This window comes from Aromatoleum aromaticum EbN1, from assembly GCF_000025965.1.
Lineage (GTDB): Bacteria > Pseudomonadota > Gammaproteobacteria > Burkholderiales > Rhodocyclaceae > Aromatoleum > Aromatoleum aromaticum.
Map to the genome: position 1 here is coordinate 3,999,245 of NC_006513.1, position 18,808 is coordinate 4,018,052.

Consider the following 18,808-nt stretch of genomic DNA (forward strand, 5'->3'; position numbering starts at 1 on the left):
GAGGAGTCATGCGCCAACAATTGCGCCGACGCCTGACGGCGCCGCTCATCGGCACAGCTTCGGCGCCTGCGGCGAGGTGTTCGGGGATCGGGTGAGCGCCACCGCGAGCCACCGCCGCGCGCTGCTTGCATGTGCTCATCGCCTGCCTCCCGAAACCGTCGGCCCGCATGTCGTCGCGGGGTAGGTGAGGCGGGCGAACAGACCGTCCATGAATTCACTGCGCAGGCGGTCGAGGTCGACCTCGCCGGCGCTCAGCCGTGCCAGCAGCGGCGCTGAAGCGACCGCATACGCGATCGCACCGAACAGCAGCGTATGCAGCACAAGTGGGCTGCGCATGCTGAAGATGCCGGCGTCGATCGATTCCTGCCACAGCGGCAGGAACACCGCATGCACGGGTTCGATGACGCGCCCGACGAGATCGTCCAGCCGATCGCTGCCATCGGCCTGTTCGCGCATCACGAAGCGCATCGCCTGCGGCTGGCGTATCGCCTGCTCGAACATCGCCCCGACCGCGACCGTCACACGCGCCTCGATCGGCCCCGCTGCGGGCACCACATTGTCGAGCGCGGCGAGTTCGGCACGCACCTGCCCCTCGATACGCTCGACAACCGCTCCCCACAACTCGGCCTTGGAGCCGAAATAGTGCGCAACCATCGACACGTCGCAACCCGCGCTTGCGGCGATCGCGCGCAGGCTCGCGGCCTCGAAGCCCTGTGCGCCGAAAGCGTCGAGCGCCGCATCGAGCAGGCGGGCGCGATAGTTCGCGTTCTGACCGCGCGGACGGCCGCGGCCGCGGGCAGGTCTGGCGGGTTCGGCAAGATCGGGCATGCTGGGTTCGAAGGAGAAATCGAGCGGGGATATTACAACATGCGTTGAATTGCTCCCGATTTTCTCGGCCGCGGACAAGCGCATGCGCCAGATATCCAGTTGTCTTGCTTGACGAGATATCCAACAAATGTTGAAATAATACCCGAAAACCGGCTGCCACCTGCACAACCACATAAACATGCCCCGGCCGAGGAGAATCGCATGAGCAACAGGACGCGCAGCCGGCTGGTATGGGTCGCTAGCTGGGTTCTCGTCATCGCAGCCGCTGGCGTCTGGCAGTTCCTTCGCCCAGCGTCGGACGACGGCAGTTTCGTACGCGGCAACGGCCGCATCGAGGCCACCGAGGTTGACGTCGCCGCCAAGGCGCCCGGCCGGGTGGACTCGATCCTAATCAACGAAGGCGACTTCGTGACCCAAAACGACGTGGTCGCCCACATGGACGTCAAGGCGCTGCAGGCCCAGCTCGCCCAAGCGCGGGCCGAAGTAGCCAACGCCGTCAGCGCGCGTGAAACAGCCCGCGCCCTAGTTGCCCAACGCCATGCCGACGTCGCGATGGCCGAGGCGATACTGGTGCAGCGCCGTGCCGACGTCGACGTCGCGCGCAGTACCGCAGCCCGTTCCCGCGCCCTGCTCGCCGACCGCGCAACTTCCGCGCAGAAGGTCGAGGACGATGCCGCCCGCGCGCGCAGCGCCGAAGCCAACATCACGGTCGCCCAGGCGCAGATCGCCGCCGCCCGCGCTGGCGTGCGTGCCGCCGAGGCTCAGGTGCAGCAGGCCGAAGCCTCGATCGTCGCGACCGAGGCGGTGGTCGCGCGGATCGAAACCGAGGTCGCCGATGGGGCGTTGCGCGCCCCGCGCAGCGGCCGCGTGCAATATCGCGTGGTGCAGCCGGGCGAGGTGGTCGCCGGGGGCGGCAAGGTGGTGAGCCTGATCGACGTCGGCGACGTATACATGACCTTCTTCCTGCCCGAGATGGCCGCCGGCCGCGTCGCGCTCGCCACCGAGGTGCGCATCGTGCTCGACGCCGCGCAGGCGTTCGTGATTCCGGCAAAAGTGTCCTACGTCGCAAGCGTCGCGCAGTTCACGCCCAAGACCGTCGAGACCCAGAGCGAGCGCCAGAAAATGGTGTTCCGCGTCAAGGCACGCATCGACCCGGAACTGCTGGCGAAGTACCCCGAACAGGTCAAGACCGGCCTGCCCGGCATCGCCCATGTGCGCCTGAATGCCCAGCGCGAGTGGCCCGCCGAGTTGCAGGTAAGGCTGCCGTGAGCCAAGCGCTCGGCGACGCAGCCCCGAGCGCTGCGCCGCGCCCCACCTCGCGGACGACCCCGACTGCGCCCACGCAGGCGAACGCGTCGGCGCCGCCGGTGGTGCGCTTGATCGACGTCCGCCACCGGTACGGCGACACGCTTGCGGCCGACGGCATCACGCTCCACCTTCCGGCCGGGCGAATGATCGGCTTCATCGGGCCGGACGGCGTGGGCAAGTCCACCTTGCTGAGCCTGATCGCCGGCGCGCGCAGGATCCAGCACGGCACGGTGGAAGTGCTCGGCGGCGACATCGCCGATGCACGCCACCGCACACGGGTGTGCCCTCGCATCGCCTACATGCCGCAGGGGCTGGGCAAGAACCTCTATCCCACGCTATCGGTGTTCGAGAACATCGACTTCTTCGGCCGCCTGTTCGGCCAGTCGCGCACCGAGCGCGCACGCCGCATCGCCGAACTGCTCGCCGCCACCGGCATGTCGGCCTTCGCCAACCGCCCGGCCAACAAGCTCTCCGGCGGCATGAAGCAGAAGCTCGGCCTGTGCTGCGCGCTGATCCACGACCCCGATCTGCTGATCCTCGACGAGCCCACCACCGGCGTTGATCCGCTGTCGCGCCGCCAGTTCTGGGAACTCATCGCGCGCATCCGCGCAGGCCGCCCCGGCATGAGCGTGCTGATCGCCACTGCATATATGGAAGAGGCCGAAGGCTACGACTGGCTGGTGGCGGTGGACGCCGGCCGCGTGCTCGCCACCGGCACGCCCGACGAATTGCGTACCGCCGGCGGCGCCGACACCCTGGAAGAAGCCTTCATCGCGCTGCTGCCCAAGACCCGCCGCCAGGACCACCGTCGGCTCGAGATCCCGCCACACACTGCAGGCGAGATCGTGATCGAGGCGCGTGCACTGCAGATGCGCTTCGGCGACTTCGTCGCGGTCGATGATGTCAATCTCGCGGTGCGGCGCGGCGAGATCTTCGGCTTCCTCGGCTCCAACGGCTGCGGCAAGTCGACCACGATGAAGATGCTCACCGGCCTGCTCGAGCCCAGTGCGGGTGAGGCCCTGCTGCTCGGCGGTAAACTGGACGCGAAGAACCTGGAAACCCGCCGTCGCGTGGGTTACATGTCGCAGGCCTTCTCGCTGTATGGCGAATTGTCCGTGCGGCAGAACCTCGACCTGCACGCCCGCCTGTTCGACCTCGCCGACGACGAGGCCGAGTCCCGCATCGGCGAGCTCGCCCGCCGCTTCGACCTCGACCCGGTGATGAACGTGCCGCCGGACGCGCTGCCGCTCGGCATCCGCCAGCGCCTGCAACTCGCGGTGGCGGTGCTGCACCGACCGGATGTGCTGATCCTCGACGAACCTACCTCGGGCGTCGACCCGGTGGCGCGCGATCATTTCTGGGAACTGATCGTCGACCTGTCGCGCAACGACGGCGTGACCATCTTCATCACCACCCATTTCATGAACGAGGCGCAGCGCTGCGACCGCATCTCGCTGATGCACGCCGGTCGCATCCTCGCCAGCGACACCCCGGCGGCGCTCGTCGAACGCCGTGGCACCGCCAGCCTGGAGGACGCGTTTGTCGCTTGGCTGCAGGACGCGATCGACGGCGAACCGCCGTCTCGGGCAACGCCCGACCCCCACGCCACGCTGCCGCAAGCAACGCTGCCGCCCGCGACCGTCCCGCAAGCCGGGGCTGCCACCGTATCCGTGCCCGCACCCGTACCGGCCGCACCGCATCCGACGCCAGACTCAGCCCAAGCCTCATCCTCAACCAGCAAACGCCACGCCGGCTTCAGCCTTGCCCGCCTGCTCAGCCTGTCGGCGCGCGAAGCGACCGAGTTGCGCCGCGACCCGGTGCGGCTCACGCTCGCACTGGTCGGCACGCTGGTGCTGATGCTGGTCATGGGCTACGGCATCAACATGGACGTGGAGAACCTCAGCTTCGCGGTGCTCGACCACGACCGCAGCGTGGCCAGCCAGCGCTACACGCTGCGCATCGCCGGCTCGCGCTACTTCACCGAACGCCCCGCACTCGACAGCCATGTCGACCTCGACCAGCGCATGCGCAGCGGCCGGCTGACGATGGCGATCGAGGTCCCGCCCGGCTTCGGCCGCGACCTCGCGCGCGGCAAGGCGCCACAGATCGCAGTGTGGCTCGACGGCTCGATGCCGCTGCGCGCCGAACTCGCACGCGCCTACGTGAGCGGCGTGCATGGGCAGACGCTCGCCGACGCGGTCGCCGAATCGGGCGCGAGCGCCTCTGCCGCGCCCGCCACTATCGAAGTGCGCTACCGCTACAACCCCGAATTGCGCAGCCTGGTGTCGATGGTGCCGATGGTGATCCCGCTGCTGCTGGTGTTCATCCCGGCGATGCTGACCGCGCTCGGCGTAGTGCGCGAGAAGGAGCTCGGCTCCATCCTCAACCTCTACACCACCCCGGTGACCCGCTTCGAATTCCTCGTCGGCAAGCAGTTGCCCTACATCGGGCTGTCGCTGTTCAACTTCGTGCTGCTCTTCATCTTCGCGGTCACGCTATTCCAGGTGCCATTCAAGGGCAGCTTCCTCGCCCTGGCCTGCGGCGCCCTGCTCTACGTCACCGCCACCACCGGACTGGGCCTGCTCGCTTCGACGATGACCAGCAGCCAGGTGGCCGCGCTCGCCGGCACCTCGATCGGCACCTTGCTGCCGGCGATCCAGTTCTCCGGGCTGATGGACCCGGTGTCCTCGCTCGAGGGCGGCGGCGCGCTGATCGGCGCGATCTACCCGACCACGCACTTCCTCACCATCTCGAGCGGCACCTTCTCCAAGGCGCTCGGCTTCGCCGACCTCGGCGGCTCGTTCCTGCCGCTGGCGACGGCGATCCCGGTGCTGACCCTGCTGTCGGTCCTGCTGCTGAAAAAGCAGGCCCGATGAGTGCGAAGCGGAACCGAAACCGAAACCGCGAAAGACCAGACCATGACTCGACGCTCGACCCACCTGCGCAACACATGGCACCTCGGCATCAAGGAGTTTCACAGCCTGGCGCGCGACATGGCGCTACTGTTCCTGATCGTGTTCATGTTCAGCGTGTCGATCTATGCCGACGCCCGCGCCAAGCCCGAGAGCCTCAACCGCGCCTCGATTGCCGTCGTGGATGAAGACCGTTCGCAGCTATCGACCCGTATCGTGGCCGCGCTGCAGCCGCCGCAGTTCATCACCCCCGAACACGTCGGGCTGGCCGACATGGACCGTGGCATGGACGCCGGCCGCCATACCTTCGTGCTCGACATCCCGCCCGGTTTCCAGCGCGACGTGCTCGCCGGCCGCAGCCCGGCAGTGCAGCTCAATGTCGACGCCACCCGCCAGAGCCAGGCGCAGACCGGCGCCGGCTACATCCAGAACATCATCGGCGACGAGATCAGCGCCTTCGTGCAGCGCGTGCGCGCGCCGGCCCCACAGCCTGTGGAACTCGTGCCGCGCGCAATGTTCAACCCCAACCTCAATGCCTCGTGGTTCGCCGCGATCAACGCCCTGATCAACAACGTCACCATGCTCGGCATCCTGCTCACCGGCGCCGCGCTGATCCGCGAACGTGAACACGGCACGATCGAACACCTGCTGGTGATGCCGGTCACGCCGCTCGAGATCATGCTATCGAAGATCTGGTCGATGGGCGTGGTAGTGCTCGTGGCGTCATCCTTCTCGCTGCAAGTGGTGATCAAGGGTTTCCTCGGCATCAGCGTGGCCGGCTCGGCCGCCCTGTTCGCGCTCGGCACCCTGCTCTACCTGTTCGCCGCGGCCTCGATCGGCATCTTCATGGGCACGGTCGCGCGCAACATGCCGCAATTCGGCCTGATGTCCATCCTCGTGCTGCTGCCGCTGCAGATCCTGTCCGGCGGCGTCACCCCGCGCGAGAGCATGCCCGAGACGATCCAGTACCTGATGTCGCTGGCGCCGACCACGCACTATGTGTCGCTCGCGCAGGCCATCCTGTTCCGCGGCGCAGGACTGAACGTGGTATGGCCGTCTTTCATCATGGTCGCGGCCATCGGCGCGGTGTTCCTGACGCTGGCCCATCATCGCCTGCGCCATGCGATCGGAACGATGCAGAACTGAACCCACAGCCCACAGGTGCGCGACAAGGAGAACGCTCACAAGCGCGACTGAGGTAACCTGACGAAAATGGACACTCCCGGTTGGTAGACTTGCCGAACGGGAGCCAGCAGATACAAAGAAAATGTCAGCAGCACACGCCGGAGTTCCGGGCCGAGGCGGTCAAATTGGCGATCGATGAGGTTCCGCGCCGCCGGTAGATTGTGCTTCGAATCCGTCGTCGCCTTGAACTTGCGCTTTTGCTTGCAGCGCAATCCGAGCTTCTTGCGGAGTCGCTTGATGCGGTGGATGCCAGCTTGCCCGCCCGGGCCGCATTCACCCAGTTCTTCCGGCTGCCCAAGGGCATCGACAGCCGCCGCGCAGCCTCTCTCATCGACAGCCCTTCGGTCTGAGCCAGCTCGACCGCCTGCTCTCGAAATTCCTGCGGATAGACCCCTCGCGGCATCCGTTCCATCTGTGTCATCCGTTCGTGCAATTCTACGAAACGTCGGACTCCATTTTTCCAGCCTGCGTCACTCGGAGCCGGGTTGGCCGCCGGCGTGTTCGCCAGTAAGCTCATGCGACGCGTCGCACCGGGATCGAACGCCCCGTTCGCCTCGCCCCGCCAGGAGACCGACATGAGCGCCCCATCAACCCGGCAGCGTATCCCCACCTACTGCGCCCTCTGCATTTCCCGCTGCGGCTGCCTGGCGGTGGTCGAGGACGGCCGTCTGCTCGGCGTCGAGCCGGACCCCGGGCACCCCACCGGCAAGACGCTGTGCATCAAGGCGAAGGCCGCGCCGGAACTGGTGCATCACCCCGACCGCCTGACCATGCCGCTACGCCGCACCCGCCCCAAGGGCGAGGCCGATCCCGGCTGGCGGGCGATTTCCTGGGACGAGGCGCTCGACGAGATCGGCGACCGGCTGCGCGCCATCGGCCCGCTCGCCACCACCTTCGCGGTGACCACGCCGAGCGGCACGGCCATCGCCGACAGCTTCGGCTGGATTCACCGCCTGGCGCACGCCTTCGGCAGCCCAAACCTGATTTTCGCGACCGAGAACTGCAACTGGCACAAGGACTTTTCCCCGGCGCTGACCTGGGGGGCCGGAATCGGCATGCCCGACTACGAGAACACCGGCTGCATCCTGCTCTGGGGCTTCGACCCGGCCGCCACCTGGCTGGCGCAGACCGAGGAAATCCGCCGCGCCCAGAAGCGCGGGGCGCGCCTGGTGGTGATCGACCCGCGCGGCGCCGGCCTGGCGCGCGGCGCCGACCTCTGGCTGGCGCCGCGCCCGGGAAGCGACGCCGCGCTGGCGCTCGGCCTCATCCACCTGCTGCTCGAAGACGGGCATATCGACCGCGATTTCCTCGCCCGCCACAGCGACGCCTTCGACCCCGCCCCCGACGGCCGGGGCACGGTGCTGGAGCGCCTCGCCGAGCGCGCCGCCGGCTTCCCGCCGGAGCGGGTGGCCGAACTCACCGGGGTCGACGCCGCCGCCGTGCGCCAGGCGGCCCGGCTCATCGCCACCTCTGGCCCGCTCTCCTTCTTCACCTGGACCGGCACCTGCCAGCAGGCCAACGCCACCCAGACCACGCGCGCGATCAACCTGCTCTACGCGTTGACCGGCTGGCTGGATGCGCGAGGCGGCAACGTCTGGTTCGCCAGGCCGCCGCTCGCCGACATCGCCGGCTTCGAACTGGTCGACGCCGCCACCCGGCAACACACCTACGCCCGCCAGGAGCGCCCGCTCGGCCCGAGCAGCAAAGGCTGGGTGACCAGCCGCGATTTCTTCAACGCCGTCCTCGCTTCACCGGTGCCGCACGCGCTGGTCTCCTTCGGGGGCAATTTCCTGCTCACCAAGCCGGGAGCGGCGCTCGCCGAGAAGGCGCTGGCCGGGCTGGACTTCTTCGTGCAGACCGAGCTCTTCCACACCCCCACCACGCGCTGGGCCGACCTCGTGCTGCCCGTCGCCTCGTGCTGGGAACGCCCCGGCCTGCAAGGCGGCTTCATGGTCAGCCAGGCGGCTGAGAACCACGTCCAGTTGCGCCCGGCGGTGGCCGCTCCGCCCGGCGAGGCGCGGGCCGATACCGCTATCGTCTTCGCCATCGCCCGCCGCCTGGGGCTGGACCGGCATTTCTTCGGCGGCGACCCCGCCGCCGGGCTGGCCCACATTCTCGCGCCCGCCGGGCTCACCCCGGAAGCCCTGCGCGCCGCGCCGCGCGGCCTCACCGTGCCGCTCGCCACCCGCTATCGCAACTACGAGGACGAAGGCTTCGCCACCCCGAGCGGCAAGCTGCAGCTGTGGTCAGCGGCCCTCGCCGGCGCCGGGCACGACCCCCTGCCCGATTACGCGCCACCCGCTGTCGACCCGCAATTCCCCTGGCGGCTGACCTGCGGCAAGATCGCTCCCTACTGTCACAGCCAGCAGCGCAACCAGCCGGCGCTGCGCCGCCACGCCCCGCAGCCGGTGGCCGAACTGGCGCCCGACGTGGCGGCGGCGGCCGGCGTCGCCGACGGGGATAAGGTGGCGATCCGCGCGGCGAGCGGCGAAATGCGCGCCGCCGCGCGCATCAACCGGCACTTGGCAGCAGGCACGGTGTGGGCGCAGTACGGCTGGTGGAGCACGCAGGAGGCGGTCAATTACAACGCCTGCAGCGACGCCGAGTGCTTCGACCCGGTGGCCGGCTCCAACGCCCTGCGCGGCATTCCCTGCGCGGTGGAGCGCCTGGCCTCGGACCGGGGTCCTGGATCGACCCTGGGATGACACAAAGGTAGGCTGACTCGTTTTCTGGTCGTAGCAGGCGTGGCATCGATGCTTGTCGCGGTGATCCGCAATCCGAGTGCGCAGATTCTGGGAAAGCTGCTGGCAAGGCTCTCCGAGACCTGCCCGGAAGTCGAGGTGGCTCTGAGCATGGCATTTCCTGTATGCCCGTTCGGGGAGGTTTGTGACGCCTGCTCGATCGCGATTGGAAGCCGGGAAGACATGCATGGTGCATCAATTCAGAGCCTTTCTGGTTCACGACTTTGCACCAAGCACTCGGCACAATACCTGTGCAATCGCTTCTCGAACAGGAGTAACCCTAGGATGAAACCCAGTCTTTTAAACGGGCACGACGCTCACGGCGTAACCGATCTGTTGAAGCCTTCGGATCAGTCGGTTGGCGGTCTTGTGAGCATCGGCACGATCGAAGTGTGTGGCGCCCAGGTCCTGCCATTCGGTGCCGTCTCGCAGCATGTGCCAAGCGGCGGTGAGCATCGAGGCGGCCACGCCGATGATGGCCTTCTTGGCACCGCGGCGAGCGCGCAGGCGATGGAACTGCGCCTGCAGGTAGCTGCCCTTGACCTTGATGGCGGCCCAGGCCGCTTGTACCAGCGTGGTCTTGAGCCAGTTGGCACCGCGACGCAACCGGGTGCTGCGGCGTTTGCCGGCGCTCTCGTCGTTACGCGGGCACAGGCAGGCCCAGGACAGCAAATGGCCGGGCGTGGCGAAGCGCGACATGTCGATGCCGATTTCGGCCACCACCACGTGGGCGCTGACCGCGCTCAAACCCGGCATCGTGCTCAGCAGCGCGGCCGCCTGTCGAAAGGGTTCGAGCCCCTGGCCGACCTCCTTCTCGATGGCGGCAATGGCGTGATCGAGCGCATCGATGTGCGTGAGGTGCAGCTTGAGCATGAAGCGGTGGTGCGGGCTGACGTGGCCGCGCAGGGCTTCGAGCAGCTCGGTGCGAGTCGCCTTCACGCGCGTGCTCACGCACGCGAGCAGGCGGAGGGGATCGTCCTGCCCCGCGATGATGGCCTGCAGCACCGCGCGCCCGCTCTGGCCGAGTATGTCGCTGAGCACGACGCCGAGTTTGAGATTGGCGTCTTCGAGCACTTTCTCGATGCGCTGGATGTGCGCACTGCGCTCGCGCACGAACTGTTTGCGGGTGCGGGTGAGCGAACGCAGTTCCTGCACCGCCACGGGCGGCACGAAGCTCGCGCGGATCAGGCCATGGGCCAGCAGGTCGGCCAGCCACGTCGCGTCATTGACGTCGGTCTTGCGCCCGGGCACGTTCTTGACGTGTGCCGCGTTGGCCAGTACCTGCTCGAAGTGGCCTTCGAGCACGTGCCACACCGGCTTCCAGTACACCCCGGTGGCCTCCATCGCGACCTGCTCGACGCCAAAGCTCTCGAGCCAGTCGGCCAGGGCCAGCAGCCCCGAGGTGGTCGTGACGAACGTGCGCACTTGCTGCAACGGCGGGCCGTCGCCAGCGATACGGGCGCAGGCCACCACTGTTTGTTTGTGCACGTCGAGTCCCGCGCAGCGCGGATAGATGACTTCCATGATCGCCTCCATGTCGCGGCGACATCGGCGTGCGGCCCACGTCATCGAACTCTAGGATGCGTGCTCAGGGGCGCGAAGCTCCAGGCGACAGTACGGGGTGCTCGTGTGGCCGCGGGTCCAACTGACATACGGGTTCAAGACACCAAGGATGAACCGACCTCTGTGCCGGACGCCGCCCCACTATTTAACGCCCGTTTCATGCGTCGTGGGACGCGTGCAGCGCGGTGGAGCAACTGAAATGAACTTCCGTATCGCGATCACTGCGCTGGGCTCCGCCGCACTGCTTGCGTGGGCCGCCCCGTCCCTGGCAGATGGACTCGGCGACAAGATCACGCCCAATTTCGAGCAAAATATTCCCAACATCCCTGGCAAGTCCTTGGTGGCTGTGGAAGTTGATTACCCGCCGGGCGGGACATCACTTCCGCACGTTCACGCCAAGTCCGCATTCATCTACGCCTATGTCGTGTCCGGCTCGATCGAGTCGAAGGTCAACAACGGCGAGAGCCGTATCTACAAGGCTGGGCAGAGTTGGTCGGAGCCACCGGGCTCCAGTCATCCAGTGAGCCGCAACGCGAGCAAAACCAAACCCGCAAAGCTGCTTGCGATCTTCGTAGTGGATACCGACGACAAGGAACTGACGACGTTCAAGTAATCAACTTGACCGGGTGGTCGGGGGCCTTGGGCGCCACCGGCATAGTGAAACTGCGGGACGGGGTCGAGCCCTGAGCCCCACGCCCGATGAGTGCCGTGATCGCCGACAGCAGCGGGAAACCGAACTCGCTGCTCTTCGCCTTGTCGCCGCGGGAGCTGGATTCGAAGAACGGTAGTACGGTCGCACTCACTGCAAATCGTTTCTGAAACGATCGGCCGACGCCGCCCTTACAGCGCTGGCGGCGTGCGCGACGCAATCATGAGGCGATTCCAGGTGTTGATCTCACCAATGCACAGCGTGAGGTTGGCAATCTCCTCAGGGCTGAACTCGGCCTTCACTTGTTCATAGACCGTATCCGGCACCTCCTGTCCGGCAAGTGCTGTCACCGCATCGGCCCAAGCCAGTGCCGCCCGCTCGCGAACACTGAAGACCGGCGATTCCTTCCAGGTGGCGACAAGATTGATCTGATGTTCGGTGATGCCGTACTTTCGCGCGAGCGGAATATGCATGGCGACGCAGAAGCCGCAACCGTTCGTCTGCGACACGCGTAGGCGCACCAGTTCGAGCAGGCCGAGATCGAGACCGGCGCCCTGCACGTAGGTGTGCAGCGCGTACATGGTTTTATAGCCCTCGGGGATAAGTTTGGTGATGTCGAATCGCTGTTCCATGTGTTCAACCTGTAATTGAAGCGACGCGAACTGCCGTCGTCGGGTAGAAAAAATTCGAACCCTTTTCAGGACCTGGCTGCAAGAACCGCTTCCGGTGTGCGACGGAAGCTGATCGCGAGGCGGTTGTAGGCGTTCATCAAGCCGATGGCCATCGTCAGGTCAGCCAGTTCCTTCTCGTTGAAGATGCGGCTGACGGCTTCGAGCTCGGCATCCGGAACGCCGGTCTGCGCCACCCGGGTCACCGTTTCCGCCCACGCAAAGGCTGCCCGTTCGCGATCGCTGAACAGTTCCCCGGCCTCCTGCCACACCTGCACGAGCGCCAACTTCTCGACCTTCACCCCTTTCTTGACGAGGTCGCGAGTGTGCATGTCCAGGCAATAGGCACATCCATTGATCTGGCTCACGCGCAGATAGACCAGGTCGACCAGCACGTCATCGAGCCCGGATTGCATGACGTAGCCGTAGACGCTGCCGAAGGCTTTCACGCCACCGGGCGAGGTTTTCGTGTAATCCAGTCTTTCACTCATTTCAAAAACCTATTTCTCGGGAGCACGGGATCGTGTGGACAGGAGTATGTAGTCGCTGAGGTTCATTAAAAAGAACCAAAAACGTATATTCAGGATGTACCATGGAGCATGGCGAAGATCCTCGATCTCAAGCTCGATCGAACGGCCGGGACCTCCCTGGCCGAACAGATCCGCATCGGCGTCACGGCAGCGATCGACAGCGGAGTGCTCGCGCCCGGCGCACGATTGCCCTCGTGGCTGGACCTCGCCGCACAACTGGGCGTCGCACGGGGCACCGTCAAGACCGCTTACGAGCGATTGGCGGATAAGCAGCTCGTCGTCTCGTCGCGTTCCGGCGGTACGCGAGTGGCGGACCATCCGGCGAAGCGCGCAGCTCCGGACCCGTCCAGGACGGCGGATGCGTTGCCGCAGTTGTACCAGGACTTCCTTAGCGGGACAGCCGTGTTCCAGAACGGCGTGCCCGCCTCGGACAGCTTTCCGGTCGCACTTTTCGCCCGATTGCGCGCTCAGGCCGCCCGCGCCGAAGTCGCCGCTCCGCTCGTCTATCCTGATCCGCGCGGCGAACCCGAACTCAGACGCGAGATTGCGGCGCATCTGGCACTTTCGCGGGGTATCGAATGCCGTCCGTCCCAGATCTTCATCACGGCGGGTTTTTCCGGCGCACTCGGCGTCGCGCTCAGGGTCCTCCAGCCGGAAGGGCGATCCGCCTGGGTGGAGAATCCCGGTTTTCCTCCCAGCCGCAAAGCGCTTGAAATCGCTCGGCTCGCCCCGGTCCCGATCCCCGTTGACGACGACGGCATCGACGTTGCTTACGGCATGCAGCATGCGCCGGATGCGGCCTTGGCGCTGGTGACGCCCGGGCAGCAGGCTCCGACCGGAGTCCCGCTGTCGCTCGCCCGCCGGGTTCGACTGATCGAATGGGCAACGCGCGCCGGCGCATGGATTATCGAGGATGACTATCTCGGTGAGCTCCAGCTAAAGCGCCGGGCGGCCCCCGCGCTGGCATCACTGGACAGCAGCGGACGTGTGGTCCACATCGGCTCGTTCAGCAAGACGATCAGTCCCACGCTGCGGCTCGGCTTCGTCGTCGTGCCTCCTGCCTTGGTGCCGCAATTTGCCGAAACGGTCCTGTGTCTCGCTCCCGCTCCCGGTCCCGCGGTGCAGTGGGCAACGGCGGAGTTCATGCGCGACGGGCACTACATGCGGCATCTACGTCGCATGAAGCGCGTATATGCTGGTCGGAGTAATGCGCTCCTTGCAATGGTGCAGTCCATGGGATATCCCGCCCGTCCGGCAGGCCTCGGCGTACTGCTATGGCTACCCGAAGGGGCGCGCGACAGCGTTATCGCCCGAGAAGCACTGGCCTTCGGGCTGGCGCCGTCTCCACTGTCTACGTGGTTCAGTCCCGCCGGAATTCAACGCCCGGGGCTTCTTCTCGGTGTCGCCACAACACCCGAAGCTCATCTCCCCGTCGCATGCGATCGTCTACGTCAACTCATCCAGACGTTCTCCTGACGCAGCGTGATGTTGTCGTGAATACGAGTGGGGGCGATCCATCGCGGCGGCGCGGCGGCAGAAGTGACCGCAAGGGACGCTCTCGCGGCGCTTCACGCGCGGGTGGCCGGTTTTCGTCGCGCCATGCAATGGATCATTCGCGCCCGCCTTCTTCGTCCTCCCAGGCATAGCGGCGGCGAGGCGGGATATCGAGACGCCGCAGCGCTATCGCCGACAGCGCGCCGATCAGGCCACCTGCCAGGTGAGTTTCCCACGACAGCCCCTGCTGAATCGGTAGGACTCCCCAGGCCAGACTGCCGTAGAGAAAGTACACGAGCAGGGACGCGGCGAATGCGCGCCGATCGCGTCGGATCACGCCGGCCAGGAAAATGTGGGCGACCAGGCCGTAGACCACCCCGCTCGCACCGATATGGACCGATGCGCGGCCGAGCAGCCACACCGCGGCGCCAGGGCCGAGGAAGATCGCCGGGAGTGCCCGGACGGCCGAGCCCGGATAGAGGTGCAGCATCGCCGTAAGCAACACCAGCAGCGGCGCCGTGTTGGCGATCAGGTGGCCGAAGCTGCCGTGCAGCAGCGGCGCCAGGACGATGCCGGGCAGTCCGCTCAATTCGCGGGGGCGCACGCCGAACCGCGCGAGGCCCAGGTCGAGCGCCGTGTTCACCGCCTGGATCAGCCACAGGAAAGCGACCAGGCAGAGCGCGATCCTGAACGCAAGGCGGAAGCTCGCGCGGGCGCGCTCGGAGCTCGTGTAGGCCGGGTCGGGAATGTCTACGTCCATCGTCCTTGCCTCATCGGCCGACTTCGGCCCGCTATGTGCACGTCTTGCTTCATTCTAGGCTCGCTCTCGACCTGGGTGGGCGGCGCAGCCGGCCAGTGCGGCCGAGGGCGCCCCGACCTATGATTCTCAGGAAACGTCGGGGCACGGCCGATGCCCTGAAGCCGGGGATGCGAACCGCTACCAGCAAGGAGACGATATGTCCGACCCCACCCGTCCAGCCCGGATCGATGAACGTTCGCGCAACGTGACCGAAGGCGTGATGCGCGCGCCCAATCGATCGATGTACTACGCGATGGGCTATCGGGAAACGGATTTCAGCAAGCCGATGGTCGGCGTGGCGAGCGCACATTCGACGATCACGCCCTGCAACAGCGGGCTGCAACCGCTGGCCGATACCGTGGTCGCGGCCTTGAAGGAGGCCGGGGCCAATCCGCAACTGTTCGGCACTCCCACCGTGTCCGACGGCATCGGCATGGGCACCGAGGGCATGAAGTATTCGCTGGTGTCGCGGGAAGTGATCGCCGACAGCATCGAGACCTGCGTCAATGGGCTGTGGCAGGACGGGGTCGTCGTGATCGGCGGATGCGACAAGAACATGCCCGGCGGCATGATGGCGCTTGTCCGCACCAACGTGCCTGGAATCTATGTCTATGGCGGCACGATCAAACCGGGGCATTACCAAGGCAGGGATCTGAACATCATCTCGGTTTTCGAGGCGGTGGGGGAATTTACCGCGGGGCGGCTCGACCCGGTCGATTTCAAGGAAATCGAAAAGCGCGCCTGCCCTGGCAGCGGCTCGTGCGGCGGGATGTACACGGCAAACACGATGAGCGCCGCGTTCGAGGCGCTCGGCATGAGCCTGCCGTATTCCTCCACGATGGCCAACGAAGACGCCGAGAAGCTCGCGAGCGCCGCCGAGTCCGCCCGGGTGCTGGTGGAGGCGATCAAACGCGGCCTTCGTCCGCGCGACATCGTCACCCGGGAGGCGATCGAGAACGCCGTCAGCGTGATCATGGCGACGGGAGGCTCGACCAACGCGGTGCTGCACTTTCTGGCAATTGCGCACGCAGCCGAAGTGCCGTGGACGATCGACGACTTCGAGTGCATTCGGCGTCGCGTGCCGGTGATCGTCGACATGAAGCCCTCCGGGCACTACCTCGCGACCGATCTCCATCAGGCAGGCGGCATCCCGCAGGTGATGAAGCTGCTGCTCGAAGCCGGGCTGCTGCACGGCGAGTGCGTCACGATCACCGGGCGGACGATCGCGGAGGTCCTGGAGAACGTGCCGGCGGCGCCGCGTGCCGATCAGGGCGTCATCCGTACGCTGTCCGATCCGCTGTACGCGGAGGGCCATCTGGCAATTCTCAGGGGCAATCTATCGCCGGAAGGTTGCGTGGCGAAGATTTCGGGTCTGAAGAATCCCGCCATTACCGGCCCGGCACGCGTCTTCGACTCCGAGGACGACGCGATGGGGGCGATCATGGCGCGCCGGATCGTGGAGGGTGACGTCGTGGTGATTCGCTACGAGGGGCCCAAGGGCGGCCCCGGCATGCGCGAGATGCTCGCCCCGACGTCGGCGCTCGTCGGACAGGGGCTGGGAGAGTCGGTCGGGCTGATCACCGACGGCCGGTTCTCGGGAGGCACCTGGGGCATGGTCGTCGGCCACGTTTCCCCCGAAGCGTTCGTCGGTGGCCCGATTGCACTGGTCCGCGACGGGGACTCGGTCACGATCGACGCGCACCGGCAGCTCGTCCAGCTGAATGTCGGTGATGAAGAGCTCGCGCGCCGAGCCGCCGACTGGACGCCGCCGTCCCCGCGCTACACTCGCGGGGTGCTGGCGAAGTTCGCAAAGCTCACCAGTTCCGCGAGCAAGGGTGCGGTTACCGATCTGGACTTGTAGGTGTCGGCATCGACTGCCGTCTGCCTGGAATGCATGGAGGGGATAGGGATGACCGACCACATGCCTGATGATCTGTCTGCCACTGGCAGGGACCTGAGGGCCTACACCGACGAGCTGCGTCCCCGGCACGGCGTGGTGCGCAACGTCCATGGCGAGTGGGTGTTGCTGAGACACGAACTGGTCGCGCAGGCTGCGCTGAGCGATGACAGGTTTTCCAGCGCGGTGTCGAGCCATCTCCACGTCCCGAACGGCATGGACTTGTCACTGCCGGATGTAAGTTGATACGGGCTGCCGATTGAAAGTTGATACACCGAGTTGAGAAGATCGGGCCATTTGGAGCCCGGGTGATCACAGACGAGGTGTATGTGGAAATCGAACTGTTGAGGCGTCACGGGTTGAGCCTTCGGCGGATCGCCGCCGAGGTGGGGTGTGCGGTGAACACGGTGCGTGCGCACCTGGCGTCGCCGGAGCTGCCACGCTACGCGCGCAAGGTCCAGCGGGTGACGAAGCTGGCGCCCTTCGAGGCGTACTTGCGCGAACGCCAGGCGGCGGCGCATCCGCACTGGATTCCGGCCTCGGTCCTGATGCGTGAGATCGTGGCGCAGGGCTATCAGGGTGGCGCCAGCCAGCTGCGCGCGTTCATGCACATGCTCAAGCCGGCGCAGCCATCGGAGCCGGTGGTGCGCTTCGAGACGGCGCCGGGCCACCAGATGCAGGTCGACTGGGTGGAGTTTCGCAAGGGCGCGCAGCCGCTGTACGCGTTCTGCGCCACGCTCGGCTACAGCCGCATGAGCTACGTCGAGTTTGTCACCGACATGAAGGTGACGACGCTGATCGGCTGCCACGAGCGCAGCTTCGCGGCGTTCGGGGGCGTGGTGCGCCAGGTGCTGTACGACAACATGAAGACCGTGGTGCTCGAGCGCGATGTCGACGGCGAAGGCGCGCACCGCTACCACGCCGGCTTTCTGGACTACGCCCGTCACGCCGGGTTCGTGATCAAGCTGTGCCGCCCCTATCGGGCACGGACCAAGGGCAAGGTGGAGCGCTTCAACGGCTATCTGCGGCGCTCGTTCTACGTGCCGCTGGTGGCGCAGTTCAAGCAGGCCGGTCTGGTGCTCGACGCCGCCACGGCCACGGTGCAGGTGCGCCGCTGGCTCGACGAAGTCGCCAACGTGCGCGTGCATGGCACCACCGGCGAGCAACCGGTAGCGCGGCTGGCGGCCGAACGGGCTGCGCTGCAGGCGCTGGCACCGCCGTGGCGGGGCGACATCGAGGGCGCCCGGCCGCAGGCTGAGGCGGCACACGACGAGGGCCCCGTGCGCCCGCCCGCCGTGCGTGCGCACCTCGAAACGGCGCAACCCGCCCAGCATCCGCTGGCCGTCTACGACGCGTTGCTGCAGACGCTGCAACAGGCGCAGGAGATCGGCGCATGAACCTGCAATACGAACGGATCCAGGCGCTGTGCCAGACGCTGAGCCTGCCGCTCACCGCCCAAGGCTATGCCGCAGCGGCCCAGCAGGCGGCCACCGATCAACTGGCCTACAGCGACTTCCTCGAACAGTTGCTGCGGGCCGAGGCGGCCGGTCGTCAGAGCCGCAAGCAAAGCATGCTCACGCGCCTGGCGGGCTTCCCCGCGATCAAGACGCTGGAGGATTTCGACTATGGCTTTGCCAGCGGGCTCAAGCGCAGCCAGATCGAGGAGTTGGCCAGCCTCGCCTTCGTCGAGCGTGCCGAGAACGTTGTGCTGGTGGGCCCCAGCGGGGTGGGCAAGACCCATCTGGCCATCGCGCTGGGCTACCGCGCCACGCAGGCCGGCATCAAGACGCGCTTCACCACCGCCGCCGACCTGCTGCTGACGCTGGTCCTGGCGCATGAGCGCAACCAGCTCAAGAACGTGATGCAGCGGGCGATCAACGCCTACCGGCTGTTGATCGTCGACGAGATCGGCTACCTGCCGATGACGCGCGAGCAGGCCAACCTGTTCTTCCAGGTGATCGCGGCGCGCTACGAGCGGGGCAGCCTGATCGTGACCAGCAATCTGTCGTTCGGGCAGTGGGACAGCACCTTCGCCCAGGATGCGACGCTCACGGCGGCGCTACTGGATCGGCTGCTGCATCACGCGCACATCGTGCCGATCAGCGGCGAGAGCTACCGGCTGAAACACCAGCGCAAGGCCGGGATGGTGCAAGCGCTGGCGGTCGCCGGCTGAGGGCCGCGCGACGGAGCGCCCCTGCGGTCGGGCCTTCGGCCCTCCCTTCGGGGCGCTCCGT

At 66.6% G+C, this 18,808-nt stretch carries 16 protein-coding genes and 2 pseudogenes; 10 read left to right on the plus strand and 8 right to left on the minus strand.

The annotated features are described in order from the left end of the window. Positions 1-135 precede the first annotated feature (135 nt). Positions 136-828: a TetR/AcrR family transcriptional regulator gene (locus EBN1_RS19075; RefSeq protein WP_049780387.1), complete on the minus strand. Its 693-nt coding sequence runs from the start codon at positions 826-828 to the stop codon at positions 136-138. A gap of 201 nt (positions 829-1,029) precedes the next feature. On the opposite strand from EBN1_RS19075, the gene EBN1_RS19080 reads away from it, so the two are divergent. The 3 genes from EBN1_RS19080 to EBN1_RS19090 all read left to right on the plus strand — a co-directional run bounded on the left by EBN1_RS19080 (position 1,030) and on the right by EBN1_RS19090 (position 6,194). After that, positions 1,030-2,097 carry an HlyD family secretion protein gene (locus EBN1_RS19080; protein WP_011239631.1) on the plus strand — a complete coding sequence of 356 codons (1,068 nt, stop codon included), beginning with the start codon at positions 1,030-1,032 and terminating at the stop codon, positions 2,095-2,097. Positions 2,098-2,198: 101 nt separating this feature from the next. Beyond that, positions 2,199-5,012 carry a ribosome-associated ATPase/putative transporter RbbA gene (gene rbbA, locus EBN1_RS19085; protein ID WP_173361295.1) on the plus strand — a complete coding sequence of 938 codons (2,814 nt, stop codon included), beginning with the start codon at positions 2,199-2,201 and terminating at the stop codon, positions 5,010-5,012. Positions 5,013-5,054: 42 nt separating this feature from the next. Beyond that, complete coding sequence (locus EBN1_RS19090; protein ID WP_041647666.1) at positions 5,055-6,194, plus strand: ABC transporter permease; 1,140 nt, start codon at positions 5,055-5,057, stop codon at positions 6,192-6,194. Between the two features lie 161 nt (positions 6,195-6,355). Here the strand turns inward: EBN1_RS19090 and EBN1_RS19095 are convergent. Then, positions 6,356-6,484, minus strand: a pseudogene (locus tag EBN1_RS19095) (IS3 family transposase); the annotation flags it as partial. 44 nt (positions 6,485-6,528) lie between these two features. After that, positions 6,529-6,810 (minus strand): annotated as a pseudogene (locus EBN1_RS22915) (hypothetical protein); the annotation flags it as partial. On the opposite strand from EBN1_RS22915, the gene EBN1_RS19100 reads away from it, so the two are divergent. Then, positions 6,809-8,938 carry a molybdopterin-dependent oxidoreductase gene (locus tag EBN1_RS19100; RefSeq protein WP_011239635.1) on the plus strand — a complete coding sequence of 710 codons (2,130 nt, stop codon included), beginning with the start codon at positions 6,809-6,811 and terminating at the stop codon, positions 8,936-8,938. The pseudogene EBN1_RS22915 and the gene EBN1_RS19100 overlap by 2 nt on opposite strands. Positions 8,939-9,274: 336 nt before the next feature. Here EBN1_RS19100 and EBN1_RS19105 read toward each other — a convergent pair whose 3' ends face one another. Then, positions 9,275-10,498, minus strand: a complete 1,224-nt coding sequence (locus EBN1_RS19105) for an IS110-like element ISAzo28 family transposase (protein WP_011239636.1) — start codon at positions 10,496-10,498, stop codon at positions 9,275-9,277. A 238-nt stretch (positions 10,499-10,736) separates the two neighbouring features. Between EBN1_RS19105 and EBN1_RS19110 the strand changes: the two genes are divergently transcribed. Beyond that, complete coding sequence (locus EBN1_RS19110) at positions 10,737-11,150, plus strand: cupin domain-containing protein (RefSeq protein WP_011239638.1); 414 nt, start codon at positions 10,737-10,739, stop codon at positions 11,148-11,150. On the opposite strand, the gene EBN1_RS19115 is transcribed toward EBN1_RS19110, so the two are convergent. The 3 genes from EBN1_RS19115 to EBN1_RS19125 form a co-directional block, all read right to left on the minus strand. Next, on the minus strand, positions 11,143-11,340 hold the full coding sequence (locus EBN1_RS19115; RefSeq protein ID WP_157866655.1) for a hypothetical protein: 198 nt from the start codon (positions 11,338-11,340) through the stop codon (positions 11,143-11,145). The two genes, EBN1_RS19110 and EBN1_RS19115, sit on opposite strands and share 8 nt — an antisense overlap. Positions 11,341-11,377: 37 nt before the next feature. After that, positions 11,378-11,818, minus strand: coding sequence for a carboxymuconolactone decarboxylase family protein (locus EBN1_RS19120; protein WP_011239640.1), 441 nt, complete (start codon positions 11,816-11,818; stop codon positions 11,378-11,380). Between the two features lie 65 nt (positions 11,819-11,883). Next, positions 11,884-12,345, minus strand: a complete 462-nt coding sequence (locus EBN1_RS19125; protein WP_011236103.1) for a carboxymuconolactone decarboxylase family protein — start codon at positions 12,343-12,345, stop codon at positions 11,884-11,886. A gap of 108 nt (positions 12,346-12,453) precedes the next feature. On the opposite strand from EBN1_RS19125, the gene pdxR reads away from it, so the two are divergent. Further along, positions 12,454-13,860 (plus strand): MocR-like pyridoxine biosynthesis transcription factor PdxR, encoded by a 1,407-nt coding sequence (gene pdxR / locus EBN1_RS19130; RefSeq protein WP_011236102.1) that lies wholly within the window; start codon positions 12,454-12,456, stop codon positions 13,858-13,860. A 133-nt stretch (positions 13,861-13,993) separates the two neighbouring features. On the opposite strand, the gene EBN1_RS19135 is transcribed toward pdxR, so the two are convergent. Then, positions 13,994-14,638, minus strand: coding sequence for a rhomboid family intramembrane serine protease (locus tag EBN1_RS19135; protein ID WP_011239641.1), 645 nt, complete (start codon positions 14,636-14,638; stop codon positions 13,994-13,996). A 196-nt stretch (positions 14,639-14,834) separates the two neighbouring features. Here EBN1_RS19135 and ilvD point away from each other — a divergent pair, with 196 nt between their 5' ends. From ilvD to istB, 4 genes are all read left to right on the plus strand, one after another. Next, positions 14,835-16,538, plus strand: a complete 1,704-nt coding sequence (gene ilvD / locus EBN1_RS19140; protein WP_011239642.1) for a dihydroxy-acid dehydratase — start codon at positions 14,835-14,837, stop codon at positions 16,536-16,538. A gap of 48 nt (positions 16,539-16,586) precedes the next feature. Continuing rightward, positions 16,587-16,820: a hypothetical protein gene (locus EBN1_RS19145; RefSeq protein WP_241762772.1), complete on the plus strand. Its 234-nt coding sequence runs from the start codon at positions 16,587-16,589 to the stop codon at positions 16,818-16,820. Between the two features lie 62 nt (positions 16,821-16,882). Next, positions 16,883-17,971 carry an IS21-like element ISAzo17 family transposase gene (istA, locus tag EBN1_RS19150; protein WP_011236050.1) on the plus strand — a complete coding sequence of 363 codons (1,089 nt, stop codon included), beginning with the start codon at positions 16,883-16,885 and terminating at the stop codon, positions 17,969-17,971. Continuing rightward, positions 17,968-18,747: an IS21-like element ISAzo17 family helper ATPase IstB gene (gene istB / locus EBN1_RS19155; protein WP_011236051.1), complete on the plus strand. Its 780-nt coding sequence runs from the start codon at positions 17,968-17,970 to the stop codon at positions 18,745-18,747. Before istA ends, istB begins: the two co-directional genes overlap by 4 nt. Positions 18,748-18,808 lie beyond the last annotated feature (61 nt).